Raw genomic sequence first — 26,372 nt, 5'->3', positions numbered from 1 at the left:
TTGACGGTTACATTTTTTCTGGCGCGGAAACGCCGATCAGCGACAGGCCGTTACGCAGCACCTGGCGCGCAGCGAGCACCAGCGCCAGGCGCGCCAGTTTGAGCGCTTCGTCCTCGACCAGCACTTTTTCGGCAAAGTAGAAGCTGTGCAGGTTGGCGGCCAGGTCGCGCAGATAGAACGCCACCTGGTGCGGTCCCAGTTCGCTTTGCGCGCGCGCCAGCATTTCCGGGTAGGCCGCCAGCGTGGCCAGCAGCGTTGCCTCGGTCGGCGCGGTCAATGCAGACAGGTCGGCACCAGCGATGGAGGACACGTCGCCGCCCCAGTTTTCCAGGATGCGGCAGATGCGCGCATGCGCGTACTGCACGTAATAGACCGGGTTTTCATCGGTGGTTTTCAGCGCCACATCGACGTCGAACACGAATTCGGTATCGGCCTTGCGCGAGATCAGGAAGAAGCGCACCGCATCGCGGCCCTTGGCGATATCGCCGCCGCCCGACCATTCGATCAGATCGCGCACGGTGACGTAGGAGCCGGCGCGTTTCGAGATCTTGACCTCTTCGCCGTCCTTCATCACGGTGACCATCTTGTGCAGCACGTAGTCGGGATAGCCTTGCGGGATGCCCATGTCGAGCGCCTGCAGGCCGGCGCGCACGCGCGCGATGGTGCCGTGGTGGTCGCTGCCCTGGATATTGATGGCCTGACCGTAGCCGCGCTGCCATTTGACCAGGTGATAGGCGACGTCCGGCACGAAGTAGGTGTAGGTGCCGTCGGTCTTGCGCATCACGCGGTCCTTGTCGTCGCCATACTCGGTGGTGCGCAGCCACAGCGCGCCGTCCTGCTCGTAGGTGTGACCGGCCTTGACCAGGTTCTCGACGGCGCTGTTGACCTTGCCGTCCGCATACAGCGAGGACTCGAGGTAGTAATTGTCGAACTTCACGCCAAAGGCCTGCAGGTCGATATCCTGCTCGTTGCGCAGGTAGGTCACGGCAAACGGGCGGATCGAATCGATGTCCTCGACATTGCCGTTGGCCGTGGCCGGCTGGCCGTCGCTAGCCGAGACGGTCTTGCCGGCCTTGAAGTCGTCAGCGATATCGCTGATGTAGTCGCCGTTATAGGCCGACTCGGGCCATTCGGCGTCGCCCGGCTTGAAGCCGCGCGCGCGCGCCTGTACCGAATTGGCCAGGGTCTGGATCTGCACGCCGGCGTCGTTATAGTAAAACTCGCGCGTGACCTGGTAGCCCTGCGCATCGAACAGCGACGACAGAGCGTCGCCCAGCGCCGCCTGGCGGCCGTGGCCCACGTGCAGCGGGCCGGTCGGATTGGCCGAGACGAATTCGAGGATCACCTGCTTGCCGGCGCCAGCGCTGCTGCGGCCATATTGATCGCCTTGCGCCAGGATGGTGTTGACCACCGCCTGCTTGGCGGCGTTCGAGACGCGCACATTGATAAAGCCCGGACCGGCGATTTCCACTGCCTCGATCAGGCCTTTGCCAGCCGGATTGGCCAGCACGGCTGTGACGATGGTTTGCGCCAGTTCGCGCGGATTCTGTTTCAGCTGCTTGGCCAGTTGCATGGCGATATTGCAGGCGGCGTCGCCGTGCGATGCGTCGCGTGGTCGCTCCAGCACCACCGACGGCGTCAGCGAAGTGCCGGCCAGGATGGGGGCCAGGGCGGCCTGGAACAGGGCGATGATTTCTTGTTTCTGTTGGGCGAGCATGAGCAGGATGGCGGCGTTGCCGCATTAAGATTGAATAGAGTAAATCGGGATGCACAAGGGACGGCGTATCCTCCGGCCGCCCGGTCAGCGTTAATTATACTGGTTTGCTGCCGGGAACAATACGCCACGGGCGTAGCGTTTCTTGCATGCTTGTCCACCGACGCAAGTGGGGCGACGCCCGTGTTTTGTGCGCGAAAACATCATCGTGTCTTGTTCCAGTTGCATATGTGCACTTTTTTGCGGCGAATCGCCGCGATCATGGTATTCGCTTGGTGCAGAAGGCCTGACAAACGCTACAATCGACCCTTTAGATTACGCGCGCTTGCAAAGTGTTGACACCTTTGCCATCTTTGCGCGCTGCCACACCGGATAACTATGAACAAGCGCCCTACGCTGAAACTCAAACCCAAAGCCGCGCCAGGCGCGCCGACATTGCGCCCCAGCTATCACCCTGCCGTCAAGCCCGTACTGCAGCCCGGCTACCAGGCCGACCTGCCAACGGACTCGCTGGCCTTTTATCTGCTGGGCGCCGCCAATGCGGTGGCGCAGGTGCGCACCGGCACGGCCCTGCCGCAGGCGCTGGCCAAGGTCTTTACCCAGTCGAACGCCAATCCGCAGGCGCGCGGCGCGATCCAGGATATTTCCTACCGTACCATGCGCCAGCTGGGCCGCAGCGATACGCTGATCAGCCTGATGACCTCCAAGGCGCCCGAGCCGCCGATGCTGGCCGGCTTGCTGTGCGGCGCGCTGGCGCTGATGCTGGTCGAGCCGCAAGAGCGGCCCTACGAAGAGTTTACGGTGGTCGACCAGGCCGTCACGGCTGCGACCGCTCACCCTGACCTGGCGCATGCCAAGGGCATGGTCAACGCCGTGCTGCGCCGCTTCCAGCGCGAACGCGCCAGCCTGCTCGAAGCAGTCATGAAGCAGCCGCTGGCGCAATGGAATTATCCGCAGTGGTGGATCGATGCGCTGCGTGCAGCCTATCCGCGTGACTGGCAGGCGATCCTGACGGCCGGCAATGCGGCGCCGCCACTGACCTTGCGCGTCAATCGCCGCAAGAGCACGGTCGAGGCCTACCTGGCCGTGCTGGCCGAAGCCGGTATTGCCGCGCGCCAGGTCGGGCCGTTTGCCGTACGCCTGGACAAGCCGATCGGCGTGCAGCTGATTCCCGGCTTCGAGGCCGGCGTGGTGTCGGTGCAGGATGCGGGCGCGCAACTGGCCGCGCCATTGCTCGATGTGCAGGACGGCATGCGCGTGCTCGATGCGTGCGCCGCGCCTGGCGGCAAGACCGGCCACCTGCTGGAACTGGCCGATGTGCAACTGACGGCCATCGATGCCGACGCCAAACGCCTGACGCGCATCGCTGAGAACCTTGACCGACTGGGCCTGTCAGCGACCCTGAAGGCGCAGGATGCCCAGTCGAACGTTTGGTGGGATGGCCAGCAGTACGACCGCATCCTGGCCGATGTGCCGTGCACGGCTTCGGGCATCGTGCGCCGCCACCCCGATATCCGTTGGCTGCGCCGCAAGGGCGATGCACTGCAACTGGCCACACTTTCTGCCAAAATCCTGGACAATTTGTGGCAGATGCTGCGTCCCGATGGTAAATTGTTGTTCGTGACTTGCTCCTTGTGGCCGCAGGAGTCGGAAGCGCAGGCTGCTGCCTTTGCGGTGCGCAATAATGCAACGCGTCTGCCTGCGCCCGGCCAGCTGTTGCCAACTGGCAGTGCGGAGCAGGACCATGACGGCTTGTTCTATGCGCTGTTTCAAAAAAATGCGGCCTAGATCCGGTTTTACACCGGGCATGCCCCCTTTCTTTACGGACTACACTCGCACGCTTGTGACTTTTTTCCGCCTCCTGTTCCTGACGCTGCTGCTGGCCTGTTCGATGCCGCGGGCGCATGCCGCCGATGTGGTCGACATCACGCGCGCCTATATCGAGTCCGGCGAAGAGGGCTACAAGCTCGCTGCCAGCTATGCGTTTGACCTCAATCACGACCTCGACGATGCGGTACAGCATGGCGTGCCGCTGTATTTCACGACCGAGATCGAATTGACGCGGCCGCGCTGGTACTGGTTCGACGAGAAAGCCATCGTGGCGCGCCAGACCAGCAAGCTGTCCTACAACGTATTGTTGCGGCAATATTATGTCTCGGTTGGCGGCAGCGTGCAGCAGACCTTTTCCACGCTCGACGATGCGCTGTTCCTGATCCGCCGGCCCAGCCGCTGGCTGGTGGCGGCGCGCGGCGCGCTGAAAGTGGGGCAGACCTATAACGTCACCTTGCGCATGGGCATGGACCGCGATTACCTGCCCAAGCCGATCCAGGTCAACGCCTTCAATAACAGCGACTGGCGCTTGTCCTCGAACAAGAAAACCTTTTTGTATACGGCCGAGTAGTGAGTCAGGCCTTGCGTTATTTACTGGTCGTCGCCGGCGGCATCGTCAGCATCCTGCTGTTCCTGCTGGCCTCGGCCTCCGACAATTCCGGTTTCTTTGACCGCTACTATTCCTGGCTGCTGGGCCTCAATGCGGCCGTCGCCGTATCGCTGCTGGCGCTGGTTGGCATTTCGCTGGCGCGCCTGTATGCGCGCTACAAGAGCGGCAAGTTCGGCTCGAAGCTGATGGCGCGGCTGGTGCTGCTGTTTGCCGCCGTCGGCATCTTGCCCGGCCTGGTGATTTTCATGGTGTCGGTCAACTTTGTTTCCCATTCGATCGAGTCCTGGTTTAACGTCCGGATCGAAGCGGCGCTGGAGTCGGGCCTGGAGCTGGGCCGCGCCGGGCTCGATTCGGCGCTGGTGGAACTTGATCGCCGCGGCAAGCGGGCGGTCGAAGAGATGCGCGACGATCCGGTGGCCGGGCCGGCAGTGCTGACCAGCCTGCTGCGCGAAGAAGGCATGCAAAACGTCATGATCGTCAGCGGCGACGGCGTGCTGCTGGCCAGCGCCGGCTCGCACAGCGGAGCCGATCTGCCGACCGCCGCCATGCTGGCGCAGGCCGCCACGCCGGCCGGCTATGCCTCGGCCGAGGGCGGCGCCGAATTGCATGACAACGGCATGGAGACGGGCGGCGGCGCCCACGCCACGCCGCCGTCTTCGCTTGAGGCGGCGACCAGCCTGCGCCTGCGGGTGCTGGTGGGCGTGCCCGGTCCTTCCGTTTCACCGCGCTACCTGCAGTTGCTCAAATCGGTGCCGCCCAAGCTGGCCACCAACGGCGAGATGCTGCGCGCTGCCTACAGCGAATACAAGGAACGGTTTGTGGCGCGCGTGGGCCTGCGCAAGATGTATATGGAGATACTCACGCTGACCCTGCTGCTGGCCATCTTCGGCGCAATCGGCAGCGCTTTCCTGATCGCCAGCCATTTGGCGCAGCCGCTGCTGGTGCTGGCCGAAGGCACGCGCGCGGTGGCAGGCGGCGACCTGTCGCCGCGCCCCATCGTGGCCACGAAAGATGAGCTGGGCACGCTGACGCAGTCATTCAACAGCATGACGCGCCAGTTGCTCGATGCGCGCACGGCGGTGGAAAGCAACCGCGCCGCGCTGCAGAACGCCAAGGCCCACCTAGAGTCGGTGCTGGCCAATATGTCGGCCGGCGTGATGGTGCTCGATGGCGACTTCCGTCTGGTCACCAGCAATGAATCGGTCGAGCGCATCCTCCAGCATCCGGGCGCCAGCATGACCGGTCAGCCGTTGAATGGCATCAGCGGCATGGAAGAGTTTGGTGAGGCCATCGTCAGCGCCTTTTCAGCGCAAAGCGCGCAAACGGCGGCCGGGCGCAACCTGCAGCGCCTGCACTGGCAGCGCCAGATTGAAATTCCGCGCCGCGCCGGCAGCAGCGCCGACGAGCACGACATCACCTTGCTGGCGCGCGGCTCGCGCCTGCCGCTCGAATCGGGCAGCGGCTATATCGTGGTGTTCGATGATATTTCAGACGTGATTTCAGCCCAGCGTTCGATCGCCTGGGGCGAGGTGGCGCGCCGCCTGGCCCATGAAATCAAAAATCCGTTGACGCCGATCCAGCTGTCGGCCGAACGCCTGCAGATGAAGCTGGAAAGCAAGCTTGAAGACGCTGACGCCGCCTTGCTCGAGCGCGCCACCACCACCATCGTCAAGCAGGTCGACGCCATGAAACGCATGGTCGACGACTTCCGCGACTATGCGCGCACGCCGCCGGCGGTGCTGTCACCGCTGCGTCTGAACGAGCTGATCGAGGAAATACTGGGCCTGTATCTGCGCGGCGATGATGGCGATATCATCCACCCGCAGCTGGCGCCGAACCTGCCGATGGTGATGGGCGACCCGACGCAGTTGCGCCAGGTCATCCACAATCTTTTGCAAAATGCGCAGGACGCGATGGCCGATCTGCCGGCCGACGCTCCGCATCCGCGCATTGACGTACGCACCGAAGCAATTCATTATCGCAGTGCAGACGGTGGCGTGAATATTGCAGTACGCATGGCCATCACCGATAACGGTCCCGGCTTTGCGCCAAAAATCCTGGCGCGCGCGTTCGAGCCTTACGTCACCTCGAAGGCGCGCGGCACGGGCCTGGGCCTGGCAATGGTGAAGAAAATCATCGATGAACATGGTGGCCGCATCGATATCGAGAACCGTAGCGACAGCAGTGGCGCTTCGGTTGTCATTTTGCTGTTAAAGTTGGCACCAGATGCGCTGGCATAGCAATTGCTGGCGTAACAGTCTGGTTTAGTATTTAAAACACTAATAAGATCATAGTGACCGCAGCGCACAGTGAGTGTGCGCAGGGCGGCGAAATGAGGAAGGCAAAACACGCATGGCAAACATACTCGTAGTGGATGATGAAATGGGTATCCGTGAGTTGCTCTCGGAGATATTGGGCGACGAAGGGCATGCCATCCAGCTGGCCGAGAATGCGCAGCAGGCGCGCGAAGCGCGCGCCGCCGGTGCGCCTGACCTGGTGCTGCTCGATATCTGGATGCCCGATACCGATGGCGTCACCCTGCTCAAGGAATGGCAGCGCGATGGCTTGCTGACCATGCCGGTAATTATGATGTCGGGTCACGCCACCATCGATACGGCAGTCGAGGCGACGCGCATCGGCGCGCTGAACTTCCTGGAAAAGCCGATTGCCCTGCAAAAACTGCTCAAGGCAGTGCAGCAAGGCCTGACGCGGGCCCAGGAAACGGCGCGTGCGCCAGCGGCTGCACCGCGTCCGGCAGCGCCGGCCCCGGCCGAGGAGTCCAGCAGCCATCCGGCACCCACCTTTGGCGGCAGCGCGCCGCAGCAGATGATGGTGCGCCCTGGCATTGCGCCGGTTGCGCAGGCCGAAGGCCACGGCTACAACCTGTCGTTCGACCTGCCGCTGCGCGAAGCGCGTGACGCGTTCGAGCGCATGTATTTTGAACACCACCTGGGCCGCGAAGGCGGCAGCATGACGCGGGTGGCGGAAAAAACCGGTCTCGAGCGTACCCATCTCTATCGCAAGCTCAAGCAGCTTGGCGTCGAGCCAGGCAAGCTGGCCAAGAAAAACCTGTGACGCCAGCCCCCCGGCGCGCCACGCTGCTGACGCTGGTCAGCGGCGGGCGTGCCAACGAGCGGGAGGCGGCTATTGCCTCGGCCTTGCGGCCCGGGCAAAGCACGGCCGCGATACTCGAAGGCTTGGCTAGCGGCAATTCCATATTGACCGAGCTGGCTGCAGCACAGATCGCTACCGATACGTCCACCTTGCAAGTGCTGCGCATCGCGCCCGGTTGCCTGTGCTGCAGCGGCAATCTGGTATTGCGTGTAACATTGAATCGTCTCCTGCGCCAGCCGCCGGCGCGCCTGTTCATCAGCCTGGCAGACGCCACGCATATCGAACAGCTGCGCAGCTGGCTGTCCGCCAGTCCCTACGACGGCTGGCTGGCGCTTGAGCCGGACCTGTTCGTGTCCTGAATGACGTCCTTGGTGTACCGGCGCGCAATTGCATCTGCTTACAATTGCGTTGCTGCCTGAGTGTGGGGAGCGCTTGAATTGGCGCAGCCTGGTCCCCATTTCTGTTCTGAAACCGCAGCGGTGGCTCCCACTGCTGCCTGAGCGAAGGACGCACAATGAACCTCATCTACAATAGCGAGCAGTACAGCGTGGTCGAATTTGGTGCCGACCGTGATCTCGAAGCGTTGCGCTTCGGCGGCTACGAAATCGTCGACAAGAGCGGCAAGCGTGAAACCTTTATTGCCGGGGAACTGGCGCAAAACTTCCGCCGCGATGTCAGCGAACTGATCGCCAGTGAGCCGAGCATGGAGGAAATCGATGAATTCCTCGGCAATTACGACACGTTGATGAGCCAGCCGGTGCTGCTGCACTGATCGGTGAAGCGGCATTGCCCGGGCGGCAGTGGCAATCGGGATCGCCAAGCTGCCCGGGGACATGGTAAGGTGGCTGGCATCAGCCTCTGTTTCTTTTTGCCATGTGTCAATTACTTGGAATGAACTGCAATGTCCCCACCGACATTGTCTTCAGCTTTACCGGCTTTGCCATGCGTGGCGGCCAGACCGATACCCATCACGATGGCTGGGGCATCGCTTTTTTTGAAGGCGCCGGCGTGCGCCATTTTGTCGATCACCAGGCTGCCGTCGCGTCGCCGATTGCCGAGCTGATCAAACGCTATCCGATCAAGTCGCGCAATGTGATTGCGCATATCCGCAAGGCCACCCAAGGCCAGGTGGCGCTGGAAAACTGCCATCCTTTCGTGCGTGAACTGTGGGGCCGTTACTGGGTATTTGCCCATAATGGCGACCTCAAGCAATTCAATCCCGTCCTGACCGGCAGTTATCGCCCGGTTGGCAGCACCGACAGTGAACTGGCGTTCTGCTATCTGCTGCAAGAGCTGCATGCGCGCTTTGGCGATGCGCCGCCGGGCTTGCAGCAACTGCACCAGGCGCTGGACGAGCTGCTGCCCGGCATCGCTGCCCACGGCACCTTCAATATGATGCTCTCTTCGGGCGAAGCGCTGTTCGTGCATTGCTCGACCAGCCTGCATTATCTGGTGCGACAGCATCCGTTCCCGACTGCTAAACTGTCCGACGACGACTTGAGCGTGGATTTTTCGCAGGTGACGACACCGCAGGACCGGGTGGCCGTGATCGTGACCCAGCCATTGACCAACAATGAACAATGGACGGCGCTTTCACCCGGCGAATTGAAATTGTTTGTCGACGGCGCGGTGCAGGATTGGCCTGCCGATTGATATTTTGACGACAAAACCGGTAATACCTGCAATACTGTGTTACCAAAATAGGCCGGCAGGGCAAACGAAATTCCGCTAAAGTATTGTCAATAGTGAACCTTGATGCGGGCGCCGCGCCGCCCTTGTCACTTGACGTGATTGATGAAGACTTAATGATCGATATTTCCAGCAACGATATCACCCCCAAACCCTTGCGCGTGCGCGAGTTTTATCTGGGGCGCCAGCCTATACTTGACCGTAATCAGGGCCTGTTCGGCTATGAGTTGTTATTTCGCAACGCTCCGGTCGGCCCTGCCAATATTACCAGCGACCTGTCGGCCACCGCGTCGGTAATTGCCCATGCCTCGCAGCTGGGCATGGAAAAAGTCGTCGGCGACGCTTTGGGCTTCGTCAACGTCGACGCCGACGTGATCATGAGCGACATCTTTGTCTTCCTGCCGCGTGAAAAAGTGGTACTGGAAATTGTCGAATCGATGCAGGTCACGCCCGAACTGCGCGCGCGCATCAGCGAACTGGTCGGCCATGGTTTCCGCTTTGCACTGGAGAACGTGGTGTCCGATACGGCCCAGGTGCAGGAACTGCTGCCGCTGGTCGAATATGTGAAGATGGATATGCGCAGCGTCGATCCCCTGACCCTGGCCAGCCTGGCGCCGCGCTTCAAGCGCGAACAGAAAAAGCTGGTGGCGGAAAAGGTGGAAACGCGCGAGGAATTCAAGACCGGCCTGGACCTGGGCTTCGACTATTTCCAGGGCTATTACTTTGCCAAGCCGGCCATTATGACCGGCAAAAAACTGTCGCCATCACAACTGGCCGTGATGGAGCTGATGACACTGGTCACATCCGACGCCGACAATGTCGACATCGAACGCGCCATCAAGCGCGACGTGTCGCTGGCGCTCAATCTGCTGCGCCTGGTCAATACCCCGGCGGTGGGCGCGCGCCAGCGCATCGATTCGCTGAGCCAGGCGGTCAGCGTGCTCGGCCGTCGCCAGCTGCAGCGCTGGCTGCAGATCATGCTGTACGCCGAACCGAGCAAGCGCGGCCACAGCATGACGCCGCTGCTGATGCTGGCCACCACCCGTGGCCGCCTGCTCGAACTGCTGGCACACAAGCTGCGCCCTGCCCATGCCCATTCGGCCGATGTGGCCTTTACGGTCGGCATCATGTCGCTGATGGATACGCTGTTTGGCGTGTCGATGTCGGAGATTTTGAAACAAATCGAAGTCAACGAGGAAGTGGCCGAAGCGCTGCTGACGCGCAGCGGCTTCTACGGCGACCTGCTGCGCCTGGCCGAATGCATCGAGCGCATCGAAGAGCGCGAAGGCGAGATCGTGCCGACGCTGCGCGATCTGGCCATGTCGCCCGACGATCTGGTGGAGCTGGAGATGGCGGCCTATGAATGGAGTGATAACGTCGTCCGTTACGCTTTGTGATGACACCTGCACAAACCTGCTGCGCGTCGGTATAGGCGGCCTGCGATGCTCACCGTACGTGCGTACGGTTGCGCTTCTCGGCCACCTCTCCCTTCCGCTCGCGACGGTTTGTGCAGGTGTCGTGACGTTTGTGTGATGCTTGGAAAGGGCGGCCCCTGATGCCGTTGAGCTGTAGGTCGGATTAGCCGCGAAGCGGCGTAATCCGACAACACCGCTGGCGCTAACAATGTTGTCGGATTACGGCCCGAAGGGCCTAATCCGACCTACATTTTCCCCTCTTTACGACAAATTCGGCGCCAGCCAGCGCTCGATGTCTTCCTTCGGTACGCCGCGGCGTGCGGCCATGTCGTCGACCTGGTCCATGCCGATTTTGCCGACCACGAAGTATTTCGATTCGGGATGGGCAAAGTAGAAGCCTGATACGGCCGCGCCCGGGAACATGGCGTAGGACTCGGTCAGCTGCATGCCGATTTCTTCGGCCTGCATGACCTCGAACATCTCTTTTTTCACCGTGTGCTCGGGACAGGCCGGATAGCCTGGGGCAGGGCGGATGCCCAGGTATTTTTCGCCGATCATCTCGTCGTTGCTCAAGTGTTCGTCCGGCGCGTAGCCCCACAGGTCCTTGCGCACGCGCTCGTGCAGGTATTCGGCAAACGCTTCGGCCAGGCGGTCGGCCAGCGACTTGAGCATGATGGACGAGTAGTCGTCATGCGCATCTTCAAAGCGTTTCTCGTACTTTTCAATCCCCAGGCCCGAGGTCACGGCAAACATGCCGATATAGTCCTTCACGCCCGAGGCTTTGGGCGCGATAAAGTCCGACAGGCACTGGTTCGGGCGCTGCACGCCGTCGACGATCGGTTTGACGCCTTGCTGGCGCGCACCGTAATAGGTAAAGGCCACGGTGCTGCGCGTGTCGTCGGTATAGATCTCGATATCGTCATCGTTGACGGTATTGGCCGGCAACAGCGAGACCACGCCGTTGGCCGTCAGCCAGCGCCCGTCGATCAGCTTTTTCAGCAGCGCCTGGCCTTCGGCATAGACTTTGCTGGCCGCTTCGCCGACCACGTCATCGGTCAGGATGGCGGGGAAGGGACCGGCCAGGTCCCAGGTCTGGAAGAACGGGCCCCAGTCGATATAGTTGGCAAGCGTGGCCAGGTCGACATTCTTGAACACGCGCCGGCCGATAAATTTCGGTTTGACTGGCGTGCCGGCACCATCGAACGGCACGATCATGCGGTTGGCGCGCGCCTGCACCAATGGCAGGATCGGCAGCGCCTTTTTGTTGGCGTGCTGCTCGCGGATGCGCGCGTAGTCGATCTCGATCTCTTCCACGTATTTGTCGCGCTGCTCGGGCGTCAGCAGCGACTGCGCCACCGACACCGAACGCGAGGCGTCCGGTACATAGATCACCGGGCCTTCGTAGTTATGGGCGATTTTCACGGCCGTGTGGGCGCGGCTGGTGGTGGCGCCGCCGATCAGCAGCGGGATCTTGAGCATGCGGAAATGGTCGTCGCGCTGCATTTCCTTGGCCACATAGGCCATTTCTTCCAGCGATGGCGTAATCAGGCCGGACAGGCCGATAATATCGGCGTTTTCCACCTTGGCGCGCGCCAGGATTTCGGAGCAGGGCACCATTACGCCCATATTGACGACTTCAAAGTTATTGCATTGCAAAACCACGGTGACGATATTCTTGCCGATATCATGCACATCGCCTTTCACGGTGGCCATAATAATCTTGCCTTTCGGTTTGGCGACAATCCCGGTGCGTTTTTCTTCGGCCAGTTTCTCTTCTTCGATAAACGGAATCAGATGGGCCACCGCCTGTTTCATCACGCGCGCCGATTTCACCACCTGCGGCAGGAACATCTTGCCCTGACCAAACAGATCACCAACCACGTCCATGCCGGCCATCAGCGGGCCTTCGATCACATGGATCGGGCGCCCGCCGTTATGCAACAGTTCCTGGCGCGCTTCTTCCGTGTCTTCCACGATCCACTGCGTAATGCCGTGCACCAGCGCGTGAGACAGGCGCTGCTGCACCGTGCCTTCGCGCCAGGCCAGGTTCTGCACATCGGCCTTGCCGCCACCGGCTTTCAGGGTGCCGGCAAATTCGATCATGCGTTCGGTCGAGTCTTCGCGGCGGTTCAGCACCACGTCTTCGACGCGCTCGCGCAGTTCCGGATCGAGATCGTCATACACGCCGACCATGCCGGCGTTGACGATGCCCATGGTCATGCCGGCCTTGATGGCGTGATACAGGAACACGGTGTGGATCGCTTCGCGGGCCGGGTCGTTGCCGCGGAAGCTGAACGAGACGTTCGACACGCCGCCCGAAATCTTGGCGTGCGGCAGGTTTTCCTTGATCCAGCGCGTGGCGTTAATAAAGTCGACCGCGTAGTTGTTGTGCTCTTCGATACCGGTGGCCACCGCAAAGATGTTCGGGTCGAAAATAATGTCTTCCGGCGGGAAATCGAGCGCGTCGACCAGCAGGTGATAGGCGCGCGCGCAGATCTCGATCTTGCGCTCGAAGGTATCGGCCTGGCCTTTTTCATCGAAGGCCATCACGATCACGGCCGCGCCATAACGGCGGCACAGGCGCGCCTGGCGCAGGAATTCCGCTTCGCCTTCCTTCATGGAAATGGAGTTGACGATGGCCTTGCCCTGCACGCATTTGAGGCCGGCCTCGATGACCGACCATTTCGAGGAGTCGACCATAATCGGCACGCGCGAGATATCGGGCTCGGATGCGATCAGGTTCAGAAAGCGCGTCATGGCGGCCAGCGAATCGAGCATCGCTTCGTCCATATTGATGTCGATCACCTGCGCGCCATTTTCCACCTGCTGGCGCGCCACCGACAAGGCCTCGTCATATTGCTCGTTCAAAATCATGCGTGCAAACGCTTTTGAACCGGTCACGTTGGTGCGCTCGCCCACGTTGACGAACAGCGAGCTGTCGTCGATCACGAACGGTTCCAGGCCGGACAGGCGCAGGTCGGTCGATGGCGGCGGCACCGTGCGCGGCGTGTTTTTCGACAGCAGTTCGCCGATGGCGGCAATATGCTCGGGCGTGGTGCCGCAGCAGCCGCCGGCCATGTTCAGGAAACCGGCATCGGCAAATTCGCGCAGCAGCGCCGAAGTATCGGCCGGCAACTCGTCAAAGCCGGTGTCGCTCATCGGGTTGGGCAGGCCGGCATTCGGATAGATACAGACAAAGGTATCGGCAATTTTTGCCAGCTCTTCGGCGTAAGGGCGCATCAGCGCTGCGCCCAGCGCGCAGTTCAGGCCGATGGTCAGCGGACGCGCATGGCGCACCGAATTCCAGAAGGCCGGCACGGTCTGGCCCGACAGGATGCGGCCCGATGCATCGGTCACGGTGCCCGAGATCATCAGGGGCAGGCGCACCACGTCCGGGTTCTGTTCGTAGAACAGGTCGATGGCAAACAGCGCTGCCTTGCAGTTGAGGGTATCGAAGATGGTTTCCACCAGCAGCACGTCGGCGCCGCCTTCGACCAGGCCGCGCGTCTGCTCCAGATAGGCAGTCACTAGCTGATCGAAAGTCACGTTGCGCGCGGCCGGATCGTTCACATCGGGCGAAATCGAGGCGGTTTTTGGCGTTGGTCCCAGCGCGCCGGCCACGAAACGCGGCTTGTCCGGGGTCGAATATTTGTCGCAGGCGGCGCGCGCCAGTTTGGCTGCCTCGACGTTCATTTCATAGGCCAGGTGGGCCATATGGTAATCGTCCTGGGCAATGGTGGTGGCGCCAAAGGTATTGGTTTCAATCAGGTCGGCGCCGGCTGCCAGATAGCGTTCGTGGATCTCCTGGATGACGTGCGGCTGCGTCAGGGTCAGCAGCTCATTGTTGCCTTTGACGAACAACTCGCGCGCACCTGAATCGGCCGGTGCGGCAAAGTCGATAAAGCGCCCCTGCGGGCCGCCGCGATAGGCGGTTTCGTCGAGTTTGTACTGCTGGATGATCGTGCCCATCGCGCCGTCGAGAATCATGATGCGGCGCGCCATGATGGCGCGCAAGGTGGCTTCGGTCGGGGACATGGCAGGGGTCACGGTATCGTTCATTTCTTGCTTTCAATAGACAAACTGGCGGCGGCGCGGCGAGCAGGACGGTGGCAGCGGCGGTTGCAAGTCAGCACGGTCAGCTGACGGAGAGCGCCGGCCGGGTAGGCTGGCAGAGGTGGCAATCGCTTCAATTCACCGGGTCTAAAATTATACGGCATCGCGCTGCTTTGGTTCTGGCCAACAGCCCTGGCGCGACGTTTTGAGCCTGATTTATGACCGCCTGCGCAACACTGCTATTCCTCCCCGATCATTGTTTCAGATGCAATTTTTCACATGATGCATTTAGGCAATACTCGCCATCATTGTTAATTCTTTCACCGAAAATCACACATTCTTTAACGGCATTGCTGTGTGGAAAAATCCCTACACTTTTTTTAAATCGGCAAAATTATTTTTCATGTATCAACTGCCAATATTCTCACCAAAAATCACATCTGCTTTTTAGCGCTACAGAGTGAAAGCCGATAATGCCTAAAATTAACGTTATCAAGAAAATATTTTGATTCTTGCCAGAGCCAGTTAAACCAAAAGCATTAATTGTTGTTCTTGGGAATTTTATTAAGAGATAATGACGCTTCTTTCAACGCACATTCTCTCTAAAAGTCACCGATATGTCACATACCACCTCCAGCTACGCTGCGCGGAACCGGAAGTCCGCCATGAAAACGCCATTGCTTCTCGCACTGTTTGTCATGCTCGGCCTGTCCGCCTGCGGCGGTGGCGGCGGTGGTGGCAGCACCGGTGAAACCGTGGTGGCGTCCAACGCCAACACGCCGGCCATCGTGGCCAGCGTCAGCACGGTATCGGCCAATAACGTGGCCGTTGGCGCCAGCTTCACCTTGACCGGTGCCAATCTTGATCGCGTCACCGCGTTCCAGGTCAGCGGCGTGACGCTTGTTGCCAGCGGCCAGAGCGCCAGCGGCGTGACCCTGACAGCGCCGGCAGCACCGGTTGCCGGCGCCCTGACGCTGGTTAGCGCCAGCGGCAGCAGCGCCACGGCGCACGGCATCACCGTGTACCAGCCATTGACGGTCAATGAAGTGACGCCCGGCAGCGGCGCGGTCGGCAGCAGCGTGACCGTGACCGGCGCCGGCATGGCCGATCTGACGGCGGTGGTGTTTGCCAACGGCACGGCCGCAACCGTGCAGAGCCGTACCGACAGCAGCGTGACCTTTGCCGTGCCAGTGGGCGCCACTTCGGGCCAGCTGACGCTACGCGGCAGCTTCAACGAAGTGGTCAGCAGCGCCGCCTTTACGGTCCTGCCTGCCGTGAGCGTGACCTCGATCAGTCCGAGCTACAGCGGCGCCAATCTGTTGATCACCGTAGCGGGCACCAATCTGGACCAGGTCAGCAGCGCCACGGTCGGCGCCACGGCTGCAACCATCGTCAGCGCCAGCGCCACCGAACTGCGCCTGTCGGCACCAAGCTCGGCCACCGGCAACGTGATGCTGTCGGCCCCTTCGCGTGCGGCCGTCAACGCCGGCACCGTGTCGGCCTTTACGCTGGGCGCCATTGATTTCTCGCAAGTGCTCAACCTGAGCGCCAGCGACACCGCGCTGCGCCTGACGCGCGGCAAGGCCGCCGCCGTGCGCGTTACCGTACTGGGCACGCTGGCCGGCCGCAGCAGCCCGGTCGTGACGCTGGCAGCCACCTCGTCCAGTGGCACCAGCCTGGGCAGCCTGACCCTCACCGGTCCGGCCACCTTGCCGACGGTAAAAAACACCTATAGCTTCGACGGCAACTTCAGCGCCGCCCTGCCAGCGGCCTGGATCCAGCCTGGCCTGCAGATCCGCGTCACCGCCGTAGGCAACGATGGCACGCAGGTAAGCCAGCAGGCGACGCCAGCCATTTCGTCTGCTGCCAAGATCCGCCTGGTGCTGGTGCCGCTCAAGTCCGATGACGGCACTTCCGTCACGCCAGACCCTGAAGTGGTGCGCGCGGCCATGGTGCGCGTCTATCCTTACGCCGCTGGCGACATCACGATTGTCACGCGTGCGCCCCTGAGCGTGCCGGGCAGCAGCACCTCGGACAACTGGTGGAACACCACCCTGCCACTGATCGAAGCGGCCCGCAGCCAGGAAGACAATACCGCCTTCTATTATGGTTTCGCTTCGCAGATGTCGTCGAGCCGCACCGCCGGCCTGGCCTATATCGGTTTGCCGGCAACCGGCCAGACCACGCCGTCGGCGTTGGGCCTGGACGCCACCAATACGCGTATCGCCTCGACCGACTCGTTCGGCAACGCCTGGCCTGAATGGCTGACCACGATGATCCACGAGATCGGCCATAACCATGCGTTGCAACACGTGCCTTGCGGCTCGCCAAGCAATCCGGCTACCGATTATCCGTACGCCAACGGCGACCTGGGCCAGCAGCCTCTGTATAACAGCAGCTACGGCGCCACCATCGGCCAGCTGGGCCAGCCGGCTTATGCCAGCGGCAGCGGCAGCAAGCAGATGAAGGATGTGATGAGCTATTGCAGCGGCGCCTGGTTCTCGGACTACAGCTATACCCGCATCCAGCAGTTCCTGGAAAAGCGCAGCGCCCTGAAACTGACCGGTGCCAGCATCGGTGCCAGCGTGGCGGCGCCTGAAAACGGCTACCTGACCATTTCCGGCCGCATTACCGCCACCGGCGTGTTCTTGCAGCCAGCCGTGGCCTCGGCCACTGCGCGTCCGGTAGCCGCTTCGGCGGGCGCCACCTACAGCCTGCGGATCGCTACTGCGTCCGGGCAAACTATCAACGTGCCCTTCGATACCATGCAGCTGGCCGATGCACGCAGCGACCTGAGCCACTTCCGCGTCAGCTTTGCCAACCCTGGCGATATCAGCGATGTCGATGTGCTGTCCAATGGCCGCGTCGTTGGCAAGCTGCAGCAGCCGGCCACCCGCCGCGCCGTAGTGGCCAGCACCACCGCTGCCTTTGACGCCACGCAAACTGCAGGCAAGCTTGCTGTGACCTGGGATGCGCAGGCTGAACCGTTTGTCAGCGTGCTGCACGTGGCAGCCGATGGACGCAGGACCGTGGTGGCCAGCGGCCTGACCGGCGGCACTGCTTCGGTCGATGTCAGCGCCCTGCCAGCCGGCGGCCGCTTTGAAGTGAGTTTGTCGTCGTCGGTACGCGGTCGCATGGTCAAGGTCGCGCGCTGATCGATTGCCGTTGTTGCAAATGAAAAGAGCTTGCCGCGGCAAGCTCTTTTTGTTTTGGCGATAATTTGTGCAGAACGCGCACAAATCATGTGTGGCGCCAGGGCTGCCCAGGCGCAGGCCGGCTGCCTAGAATGGGGTCTTTCTATCAAGGAGACTGTCATGCCCATCCTGAAACTGCAATTGTCCGGCGCAGCCGATGCGCCGCTATCTGCCGCGCTGGCCGCCACGCTGAGTCGGCTGACCGCCGACTTGCTGCACAAGGCGCCCGAACTGACGTCGGTAGCGATCAGCCATATCGATCCGGCCCACTGGTTTGTTGGCGGAGCGTCGCTGCAGGCGCAGCAAAAGACCAGTTTTTTCCTCGATATCCTGGTGACCGACGAAACCAATACGGCGGCTGAAAAGTCAGCGTATGTGGCGGCCGTGTTTGCCGCCATGCAGGCGACGCTGGGCGAACTGCACGAGGTGAGCTATGTCCACGTGCATGATGCACGCCCGGCAGCCTGGGGCTATGGCGGGCTGACGCAGCAGTTTCGCGCCGTGCGCAGGCAGTTGCAGCAGTGAACCCTCACGCCCAGGGCGTGGCTGCGTAGTGCTGAGCGGCAAAGTCGATAAAGCAGCGTACCTTCGGCGACAGGTGGCGGCTGGCCGGGTACAGCGCGTACAGCGCACGCGGCGCCAGCCGGTAGCCGGGCAGCACTGGCGCCAGTGACCCGTCCTGCAGGGCCTTGCGTACGATAAAGTCGGCAGTGGCGGCAATGCCCATGCCGCCGACCGCTGCCGCGCACAGCGCCACGCCGGTGTTAGCCTGCAGGCTGCCGCGCACGGCAACTGCGTGGCTGGCGCCATCGGCATCCTGGAACGTCCAGACATCGGGTTTCTCGGCCAGCGTATAGCGCAGGCAATCGTGGTGTGCCAGTTCCTGTGGCGTGCGCGGTGCACCGTGGCGGGCAAGGTAGGAGGGCGCTGCTACCGCCAGCACGGCGCTCGAAGCGAGCTTGCGCACCACCAGCGTGGAGTCGGGCAGGCCATGGCTGATGCGCAGCGCCACATCGAAGCCTTCATCGATCAGGTCGACCATGCGGTCATTGCAGACCAGGTCGATCTGCAGCAGCGGGTAGCGTGCGGCAAAGCGCGGCAGCCAGCCGGCCAGCTCCAGCGTGCCCAGCGCCATCGGCGCATTGATGCGCAGGCTGCCTGCCGGCTGCAGCTGATGGCTGGTAACAGCACGGTCGGCCGCGTCGAGTGCATCGAGGATGTCGCGGCTGGCCAGGTAGTAATCCTGGCCGGCGGCGGTCAGCGCAAAGCGCCGTGTGGTGCGGTTAAGCAGCTGCACGCCGAGCTGGTTTTCCAGCTGGCGCACCTGGCGCGAGACGATGGAATGCGAGATGCCCAGCGCATTGCCGGCCGCCGTAAAGCTACCCAGTTCCACCACGCGGCGCAGTGCGCGCAGGGCCGTCAGCTGGTCCATGGCGGGCCCGGGTCAGATGGCCTCGAAGCGCTTGCCTTCGAGCGCAAAGCCCTTGATGAATTCGCGCGCCGGCAGGCGCTTGCCGCCCGGCTTTTGCAGCGAGGTCAGGCGCAGCGAACCGCTGCCGCAGGCCACCACGATGCCGAGCTGGGCGTCGGCTGCCAGGATCTGGCCGGGCGGCTGATCGCTGCCGGCGTCGATCACATCGGCCGCCCAGATCTTGACGGTCACGCCGTCGATCTGGCCGCAGGCGCCGGGGAAAGGATTGAAGGCGCGTATTTTCAGGCCCAGTTCCAGCGCCGGCAGGCTGAAGTCGAGCAGCGCTTCTTCCTTGGCAATTTTTGCTGCGTACGTGAGGCCCGCCTCGGGCTGCGGCACTGCCGGCACCGCTTGCTGCTGCATCTGGCGCAGGGTTGCAACAATCATGCGTCCGCCCAGGGCGGCCAGCTTGTCGTGCAGGGTAGCGGTCGAGTCGCCCGCTTCGATGGCCACGCGCTCGATGGCGAGCATGGGGCCGGTATCGAGCCCTTCTTCCATCTGCATGATGGTCACGCCCGTTTCATCGTCGCCGGCTTCGATGGCGCGGTGGATCGGTGCGGCGCCGCGCCAGCGCGGCAGCAGCGAGCCATGGATATTGATGCAGGGTTTGATGTCGAGCGTGCTGCGCGGCAAGATCAAGCCGTAAGCGGCCACCACCATCACGTCGTAATCGGTGGCCAGCAGGCGTTCGTGGGCGGCTTTTGCTTCGGCCGCGCGCTGCGCATCCTTGCTGTCCATGCGCAGCGACAGCGGCTGCAGCACTTCGATGCCATGCTGCTGCGCATACTGCTTGACGGCCGAGGCGTGCAGCTGCATGCCGCGTCCGGCCGGGCGGTCGGGCTGGGTCAGCACCAGGGGAATCTCGAAGCCTGCCTCATGCAGGTCTTTCAGGGCGATGGCGGCAAATTCGGGCGTGCCTGCGAAGATCACTTTCATGGCGGTCCTTGAGGTGAAGGGCGAAAGGCGCACGCCCGAAGGCGCGTCGCTGGCAAAGTGTAAGCGACTGTCCTGCAAAGGCACAGCACGCAGGTTCAGAAACGGCGGTTCTGCGCGCGCAGGGCGGCTTCGCGTTCGAGGCCGCGCTGTTCCTTGACCAGCTTGGTCTTGATGCGGTTGCGCTTCAGTGGCGACAGGTATTCGACAAATACCTTGCCCAGCAGATGATCCATTTCATGCTGGATGCATACGCCCAGCAGGCCGTCGGCTTCCAGTTCGAAGCTCTTGCCATGGCGGTCCAGCGCGCGCACCTTGATGCGCGAAGGGCGCTCGACGCCGTCATACACGCCCGGCACCGACAGGCAGCCTTCGTCGTAGACCTGCTTTTCCTCGCTGGCCCAGGTGATTTCCGGGTTGATGAAGACCTGCAGCTGGTTTTTTTCTTCGGTGACGTCGATCACCATCATCTGGATATGCTGGTCGACTTGCGACGCCGCCAGGCCTACGCCAGGCGCGTCATACATGGTTTCAGCCATGTCATCGATCAGGGTCTGCAGTTTGTCGTCAAACTCCGTGACGGGCACGGCCACCGTGTGCAGGCGCGGATCGGGGTAACGCAGGATATTTAATATGGACATACGGATTTGACTAGGGTTAGTGGGCGCGATGCGCGCTCGATCAGTGCTGCCTGGGCCATGCGCGCGGACGGTTCAGGCTTGTTGGGTTGTGCCAGAAATGGCAGCTGTAAAATGGCAGCTATAAACAGAAATTTTATCACAGACGCCTGGCGCGCTGTCGCCGGCGGGCAGTTTTAACGGCTGCGCGCACGCCGTTTGCGCAGTTCGGCATCGCCGCCTCGCCATGGCGCTAGCATGCAGGGATGAATCCATCTGCCGCCAGCAGCGACAAGGAGGCCATCATTGAACTGGCGGCCTGGCTGCGCCTGCAATATCTGCCGGGTGTGGGGCCGGTGGCAGCGCGCCTGCTGCTGGCGCGCTTCGGCTTGCCCTCGCAGCTGTTTGCCGCATCGCGCGAGGCCCTGTGCGAGCTGGTTCCGGCGCGGCTGGCGCGCGTCATTTGCGCGCCGCCCGGCCAGTTGGCCAACAGCCAGCTGGCGTTGACGCTGCAGTGGCTGGCGCAGCCGGGCAACGCGGTGCTGACGCTGGCCGACGCCAGCTATCCGCCTTTGCTGCTGGAAATACCCGATCCGCCACTGTTGTTGTATGTGCGTGGGCACGCCGAGCTGTTGTCGCGCCCTGGCATTGCCATTGTCGGCAGCCGCAACGCCAGCGTGCAGGGCAAGCAGAACGCCGCCGCTTTTGCCGAGGCGCTGAGCGGCGCCGGGCTGACGGTGATTTCCGGGCTGGCGCTGGGCATCGACACGCATGCGCACGAAGGCGCCTTGCGCGGCGCCGGCAGTACGGTGGCAGTGATCGGCACCGGTGCCGACCTGGTCTATCCGAAGCGCAATACCGAACTGGCGCAGCGCATTGCACAGCATGGCTGCATTGTCAGCGAATATGCGCTGGGCCTGCCTGCCATGCCCGGCAATTTTCCGCGCCGCAATCGCCTGATCAGCGGGCTGGCGCGCGGCGTGCTGGTGGTGGAGGCGGCCGCGCAATCGGGCTCGCTGATCACGGCGCGCCTGGCCGGCGAGCAGGGGCGCGATGTGTATGCGGTGCCCGGTTCGATTCATTCGGCGCTGGCCAAGGGCTGCCACAGCCTGATACGGCAGGGCGCCCGGCTGGTCGAGTCGGTCGACGATATCTTGCAGGAAATGGGATGGCCCGGGCAGCATATCAGCACCCCGACCGCCGCCGCCAGCGAGACGCCGCTGCTGGCCGCGCTTGGTTTCGACCCCTGCGACGCCGGCACCCTGGCCATGCGTTGCGCCATGCCGGTCGGGGAAACCATGGCGGCCTTGCTGGCGCTGGAACTGGCGGGACAGGTGGAGCGCTTGCCCGGCGCACTGTTTCAACGCTGCAAATGCTAGTCTGACACTTGTGTGGCGGCCTTGCCGCACTGGCGGTCTTTGCGGCTGCACCAAGCTTGTGCGCTAGCGAACTTAGCTGATAAAGTAGAGCCATGTTCGATATCCTGGTTTATCTCTACGAGACTTATTATCGCCCCGACGCCTGCCCCGAGCCGGAGGCGCTGGCGCGCAAGTTGTCGGCCGTCGGTTTCGACGACGTGGAGATCTCCGAAGCGCTGGTCTGGCTGACCGATCTGACCGCCATGGCCAGCGTCGACCATGCGCTGACCGCCAGTTCGACCGGCACGCGTTTCTACGTGCAGCAGGAAAGCGATGTGCTCGGCACGGCCGCCATCGGCTTTATCCAGTTCCTTGAAAGCGCGCGCGTACTGACGCCGCTGCAGCGTGAAATCGTGATCGAACGCGCGCTGGCGCTCGACGACACGCCGGTTGCCCTGGGCAAGCTCAAGGTCATCGTCCTGATGCTCCTGTGGAGCCAGGGCAAGGAACCGGACGCCCTGATGTTCGATGACCTGTTTGTTGACGACGCCGATATCGCGCCCCGGCTGCTGCATTAATTTTCCTGTCGTGCTGCCTGTGGCGCCAGCACTGTTTTGTGGCGCCAGGCTTGAATTTTCCCCACGCATCTATACGTGCAGATAACTTGCCGAACCCTTCATTCGGCGCTTATCATTGGTTGCTTGACAAGACTGCAAGTCACGGCGCGGTGCGCAGACAAAAGCGTCCGCGCCCGGCAATGCCATGTATGATGCGCATGCTGAACCACTCCCAGAGCATTTTTCGAGACTAATAAATATGACAAAAACCCTCATCATCGCCGAGAAGCCTTCTGTCGCGAACGATATCGCGAAGACGCTTGGCGGCTTTACCAAGCACGATGAGTACTTTGAATCGGATGAATACGTCCTGTCGTCAGCAGTGGGTCACCTGCTGGAGATTGCCGTACCGGAAGAATACGATATCAAGCGCGGCAAATGGAGCTTTGCGCACCTGCCGATGATTCCACCGTATTTCGCGCTCAACCCGATCGCCAAGACCGAAGCGCGGCTCAAAGTATTGAACAAGCTGATCAAGCGTAAAGACGTCACCACCCTGATCAACGCATGCGACGCGGGGCGCGAGGGCGAGCTGATTTTCCGCCTGATCGCGCAAAACGCCAAGGCCAAGCAACCGGTCAAGCGCCTGTGGCTGCAGTCGATGACGCCGAACGCGATACGCGACGGTTTTACCCATCTGCGCAGCGATGAAGAAATGATGCCGCTGGCCGATGCGGCCCGTTGCCGTTCGGAAGCGGACTGGTTGATCGGCATCAATGGCACGCGCGCCATGACGGCCTTTAACTCGAAAGAGGGCGGCTTTTACCTGACCACCGTGGGCCGTGTACAGACGCCGACGCTGTCGATCGTGGTCGAGCGTGAAGACAAGATCAAGAAATTCGTGCCGCGCGACTTCTGGGAAGTGCGCGCCGAATTTGTCTGCGCCGCCGGCATCTATGAAGGCCGCTGGCTCGACACCAAGTTCAAGAAGGACGAGAACGATCCCGAAAAGCGCGCCGAGCGCCTGTGGAGCAAGGCTGCGGCCGACTCCATCGCCACCGCCTGCCGCGGCCGCCAGGGCGTGGTCACGGAAGAATCGAAGCCGACCACCTCGATGTCGCCGGGCCTGTTCGACCTGACCAGCCTGCAGCGCGAAGCGAACTCGCGCTTTGGTTTCTCGGCCAAGAACACGCTGGGCCTGGCCCAGGCACTGTATGAAAAGCACAAAGTGCTGACTTACCCGCGTACCGATTCGCGCCACCTGCCGGAAGACTATATGCCGACCGTGCTGCAGGCGCTGGAAACGGTCAAGGGCAACAGCAACTACCACCAGTTTGCCAAGCAGATTATCGACAAGGGCTGGGTCAAGCCGAACAAGCGCATCTTCGACAACACGAAGATTTCGGATCACTTTGCGATCATCCCGACCACGATTGCGCCAAAGAACCTGTCGGAGCCGGAACAGAAGCTGTACGACCTGGTCACGCGTCGTTTCATGGCGGTTTTTTTCCCGCCAGCCGAGTTCCAGGTCACCACCCGCTTTACGGAAGTGGCCGGCCATCAGTTCAAGACTGAAGGCAAGGTCATGACCAATCCGGGCTGGCTGGCCATCTACGGCAAGGAAGCGTCGACTGACGGCGACAAGGAAAGCAACGCCGGCGGCAATCTGGTGCCGGTGGCCAAGGGCGAGAAAGTGCAGACCGAAAGCGTGACAGCCAACGGCCTGGTGACCAAGCCGCCTGCGCGCTATACCGAGGCGACCTTGCTGTCGGCCATGGAAGGCGCCGGCAAGCTGATCGACGACGATGAACTGCGCGACGCCATGGCCGGCAAGGGCCTCGGTACGCCAGCGACGCGCGCCGCCACCATCGAGGGCCTGCTGACGGAGCGCTATCTGCTGCGCGAAGGACGCGAGCTGATGCCGACGGCCAAGGCGTCGCAGCTGATGACGCTGCTGCGCGGACTGGGCGTCAATGAACTGACGGCGCCCGAGCTGACCGGCGAATGGGAATACAAGCTGTCGCAGATGGAGAAGGGCAAGATTTCACGCGATGAATTCATGCGTGAAATTGCCCAGATGACGCAAATCATCGTCAAGCGCGCCAAGGAATACGACAACGATACCATCCCTGGCGACTACGCCACCATGCACACGCCGTGCCCGAATTGCGGCAGCGTGGTCAAGGAAAATTATCGTCGCTTTGCCTGCACCAAGTGCGATTTTTCGATGAGCAAGACGCCTGGTTCGCGCCAGTTCGAGATTGCTGAAGTGGAAGAATTGCTGAAGGAACGCACCATCGGTCCGCTGCAGGGTTTCCGCTCAAAAATGGGCCGTCCGTTTGCCGCCATTTTGCGTATCGTGCGCGATGAAGAGATCAAGAATTTCAAACTGGAATTCGATTTCGGCCAGAACGACGAGAGCGAAGACGGCGAAGGCGTCGACTTCACCGGCCAGACCCCGCTGGGACCTTGCCCCAAGTGCAACGGCGGCGTCTATGAAATGGGCCTGGCCTACGTTTGCGAACACAGCGTAGCCAAACCGAAGACGTGCGACTTCCGCAGCGGACGCATTATCCTGCAGCAGGAAATCCTGCCTGAACAGATGGCCAAGCTGCTCAACGACGGCAAGACCGATCTGCTGCCAGGCTTTATCTCGCAGCGCACGCGCCGTCCGTTCAAGGCCTTTTTGGTACGCGGCAAGGATGGCAAGGTGAGTTTCGAGTTTGAAGAGCGCAAGGCCAAGGCGCCAGCCAAGGGCAAGGCAGCTGCCGAGCCGGAAGGCGACGAAGCGGCCGCACCGGCCAAGAAAGTCGCGGTCAAAAAAGCGCCGGCCAAGAAAGCTGCCGCAGTGAAAAAGCCGGCCGCCAAAAAGGCACCAGCCAAGAAGGCGGCAGCCGAGTAAGTCAGTAACCACGTAGGTCGGATTAGCGGGGCAAAGCCCCGCGTAATCCGACAACATTGTTGGCGCCTGCAGTGTTGTCGGATTACGGCCCCTGCGGGGCCTGATCTGGCGATATTTTTGGCGCCTGCAGTGTTGTCGGATTACGGCCCCTCTGGGGCCTAATCCGACCTACGTGCACGTCTGGGTTTAATCAAGATAATCCGAATACTCGCGCTGCGCGAAGTTCTTCAAATTGCTCCACGGTTGCCCCTTGCTGAGTGGCTCCTGCTTCACATCGACGCGGCGGTAGAAGGTATTGGCCAGGTCGCCGCTTTCGATCATCAAAGGTATCTGCTTCTGCTCATCCCACAGTACGCGCTGGAAGTTGCCGTTTTTCTGCACTTCGCGCCAGCGCGCGCCAGGCACTGTCGAGGCTTGCTTCGACAGTGGCATGGCGGCCACCTGTTTCGGATCGAGCAGGTAGTAGCTGTTTTCCCATGAACCGTCAAAGTTGACGTTTTCAAATTCCACCTTCGGGATCGACACCACCACCTTGTCATGCGCATCGATATATTCGACGCGCACGGTGTCTTTTTCCAGTATCACATGGCGCGGGATCAGCACCGGGTTGAAATGCTTGTGCTCATGCGCCACTTTCTTGTTGGCGGGCGCCCTGGCGCCGTGATCGTGGCCGGCATGGGCGTCGGTGGCCGGCGCCAGCACGCGCTCGACCCACACATGGCCCGGGCGGCGCAGCATTTTTTCATCGTAGCGGCTTTCGCGCGTCACGCCTTCGGGCGTCAGCACGCGGCTGTAGTAGGTAATGCGCAGGTCGAGGTCGGGTGCGGCCGGGGCAGCCTGGGCATGCGCGGCAAAGCCGGTAGCGAGCAAGATGGCAAGCAGGGTCGATTTCATTGTGGTTCCTTGAAATGTACA

19 protein-coding genes are annotated in these 26,372 nt (G+C 61.9%); 13 read left to right on the top strand and 6 right to left on the bottom strand.

All coding sequences use genetic code 11. The features are described from left to right. Positions 1-7: 7 nt before the first annotated feature. The gene (argS, locus tag GCM43_RS10800) at positions 8-1,717 is read right to left on the bottom strand and encodes an arginine--tRNA ligase (RefSeq protein ID WP_152244066.1); all 1,710 of its coding nucleotides are present in this window, start codon (positions 1,715-1,717) and stop codon (positions 8-10) included. Positions 1,718-2,092: 375 nt separating this feature from the next. Here argS and rsmB point away from each other — a divergent pair, with 375 nt between their 5' ends. The 8 genes from rsmB (at position 2,093) to GCM43_RS10760 (ending at position 10,354) form a co-directional block, all read left to right on the top strand. Next, positions 2,093-3,502: a 16S rRNA (cytosine(967)-C(5))-methyltransferase RsmB gene (gene rsmB, locus GCM43_RS10795; protein WP_152244064.1), complete on the top strand. Its 1,410-nt coding sequence runs from the start codon at positions 2,093-2,095 to the stop codon at positions 3,500-3,502. Between the two features lie 19 nt (positions 3,503-3,521). Continuing rightward, complete coding sequence (locus GCM43_RS10790; protein WP_193315592.1) at positions 3,522-4,115, top strand: DUF4390 domain-containing protein; 594 nt, start codon at positions 3,522-3,524, stop codon at positions 4,113-4,115. Further along, positions 4,115-6,394: an ATP-binding protein gene (locus GCM43_RS10785; RefSeq protein WP_152244060.1), complete on the top strand. Its 2,280-nt coding sequence runs from the start codon at positions 4,115-4,117 to the stop codon at positions 6,392-6,394. Before GCM43_RS10790 ends, GCM43_RS10785 begins: the two co-directional genes overlap by 1 nt. A 112-nt stretch (positions 6,395-6,506) precedes the next feature. Beyond that, entirely contained in the window at positions 6,507-7,229 is a 723-nt protein-coding gene (locus GCM43_RS10780; protein WP_152244058.1) for a response regulator, read from the top strand. Then, positions 7,226-7,627: a P-loop NTPase family protein gene (locus GCM43_RS10775; protein ID WP_152244056.1), complete on the top strand. Its 402-nt coding sequence runs from the start codon at positions 7,226-7,228 to the stop codon at positions 7,625-7,627. The genes GCM43_RS10780 and GCM43_RS10775 overlap by 4 nt, the downstream gene beginning before the upstream one ends. 155 nt (positions 7,628-7,782) lie before the next feature. Then, positions 7,783-8,040 (top strand): BTH_I0359 family protein, encoded by a 258-nt coding sequence (locus tag GCM43_RS10770; protein WP_152244054.1) that lies wholly within the window; start codon positions 7,783-7,785, stop codon positions 8,038-8,040. A 101-nt stretch (positions 8,041-8,141) separates the two neighbouring features. Continuing rightward, positions 8,142-8,921: a class II glutamine amidotransferase gene (locus GCM43_RS10765; RefSeq protein ID WP_152244052.1), complete on the top strand. Its 780-nt coding sequence runs from the start codon at positions 8,142-8,144 to the stop codon at positions 8,919-8,921. 152 nt (positions 8,922-9,073) lie between these two features. Further along, positions 9,074-10,354, top strand: a complete 1,281-nt coding sequence (locus GCM43_RS10760; RefSeq protein ID WP_152244050.1) for an EAL and HDOD domain-containing protein — start codon at positions 9,074-9,076, stop codon at positions 10,352-10,354. Positions 10,355-10,633: 279 nt separating this feature from the next. Here GCM43_RS10760 and metH read toward each other — a convergent pair whose 3' ends face one another. Then, positions 10,634-14,431, bottom strand: a complete 3,798-nt coding sequence (gene metH, locus GCM43_RS10755) for a methionine synthase (protein WP_226929432.1) — start codon at positions 14,429-14,431, stop codon at positions 10,634-10,636. Positions 14,432-15,090: 659 nt separating this feature from the next. On the opposite strand from metH, the gene GCM43_RS10750 reads away from it, so the two are divergent. Further along, positions 15,091-17,580, top strand: coding sequence for an IPT/TIG domain-containing protein (locus GCM43_RS10750; RefSeq protein ID WP_152244048.1), 2,490 nt, complete (start codon positions 15,091-15,093; stop codon positions 17,578-17,580). A 159-nt stretch (positions 17,581-17,739) separates the two neighbouring features. Next, positions 17,740-18,144: a tautomerase family protein gene (locus tag GCM43_RS10745; protein ID WP_152244046.1), complete on the top strand. Its 405-nt coding sequence runs from the start codon at positions 17,740-17,742 to the stop codon at positions 18,142-18,144. Positions 18,145-18,148: 4 nt separating this feature from the next. Here the strand turns inward: GCM43_RS10745 and GCM43_RS10740 are convergent, their stop codons facing one another. From GCM43_RS10740 to def, 3 genes are all read right to left on the bottom strand, one after another. Then, entirely contained in the window at positions 18,149-19,051 is a 903-nt protein-coding gene (locus tag GCM43_RS10740) for a LysR family transcriptional regulator (protein ID WP_152244044.1), read from the bottom strand. 12 nt (positions 19,052-19,063) lie between these two features. Then, a complete protein-coding gene (fmt, locus tag GCM43_RS10735; RefSeq protein WP_152244042.1) occupies positions 19,064-20,026 on the bottom strand; it encodes a methionyl-tRNA formyltransferase in 963 nt (320 codons plus the stop codon). 95 nt (positions 20,027-20,121) lie between these two features. Beyond that, entirely contained in the window at positions 20,122-20,664 is a 543-nt protein-coding gene (def, locus tag GCM43_RS10730) for a peptide deformylase (RefSeq protein WP_152244040.1), read from the bottom strand. Between the two features lie 242 nt (positions 20,665-20,906). Here def and dprA point away from each other — a divergent pair, with 242 nt between their 5' ends. The 3 genes from dprA (at position 20,907) to GCM43_RS10715 (ending at position 25,457) form a co-directional block, all read left to right on the top strand. Beyond that, positions 20,907-22,019, top strand: coding sequence for a DNA-processing protein DprA (gene dprA / locus GCM43_RS10725; protein ID WP_152244038.1), 1,113 nt, complete (start codon positions 20,907-20,909; stop codon positions 22,017-22,019). Between the two features lie 92 nt (positions 22,020-22,111). Further along, positions 22,112-22,576, top strand: a complete 465-nt coding sequence (locus GCM43_RS10720; protein ID WP_152244036.1) for a Smg family protein — start codon at positions 22,112-22,114, stop codon at positions 22,574-22,576. Between the two features lie 238 nt (positions 22,577-22,814). Continuing rightward, positions 22,815-25,457 carry a DNA topoisomerase III gene (locus GCM43_RS10715; RefSeq protein WP_152244034.1) on the top strand — a complete coding sequence of 881 codons (2,643 nt, stop codon included), beginning with the start codon at positions 22,815-22,817 and terminating at the stop codon, positions 25,455-25,457. A 186-nt stretch (positions 25,458-25,643) separates the two neighbouring features. Here the strand turns inward: GCM43_RS10715 and GCM43_RS10710 are convergent, their stop codons facing one another. Next, the gene (locus tag GCM43_RS10710; RefSeq protein ID WP_152244032.1) at positions 25,644-26,351 is read right to left on the bottom strand and encodes a hypothetical protein; all 708 of its coding nucleotides are present in this window, start codon (positions 26,349-26,351) and stop codon (positions 25,644-25,646) included. Between the last annotated feature and the right edge of the window lie 21 nt (positions 26,352-26,372).

This window comes from Janthinobacterium aquaticum, from assembly GCF_009208565.1.
In the GTDB taxonomy this organism is placed as follows: domain Bacteria; phylum Pseudomonadota; class Gammaproteobacteria; order Burkholderiales; family Burkholderiaceae_D; genus Janthinobacterium.
Note: the sequence above shows the minus strand (reverse complement) of the source record. Positions and strands in the feature narration are given on the sequence as shown.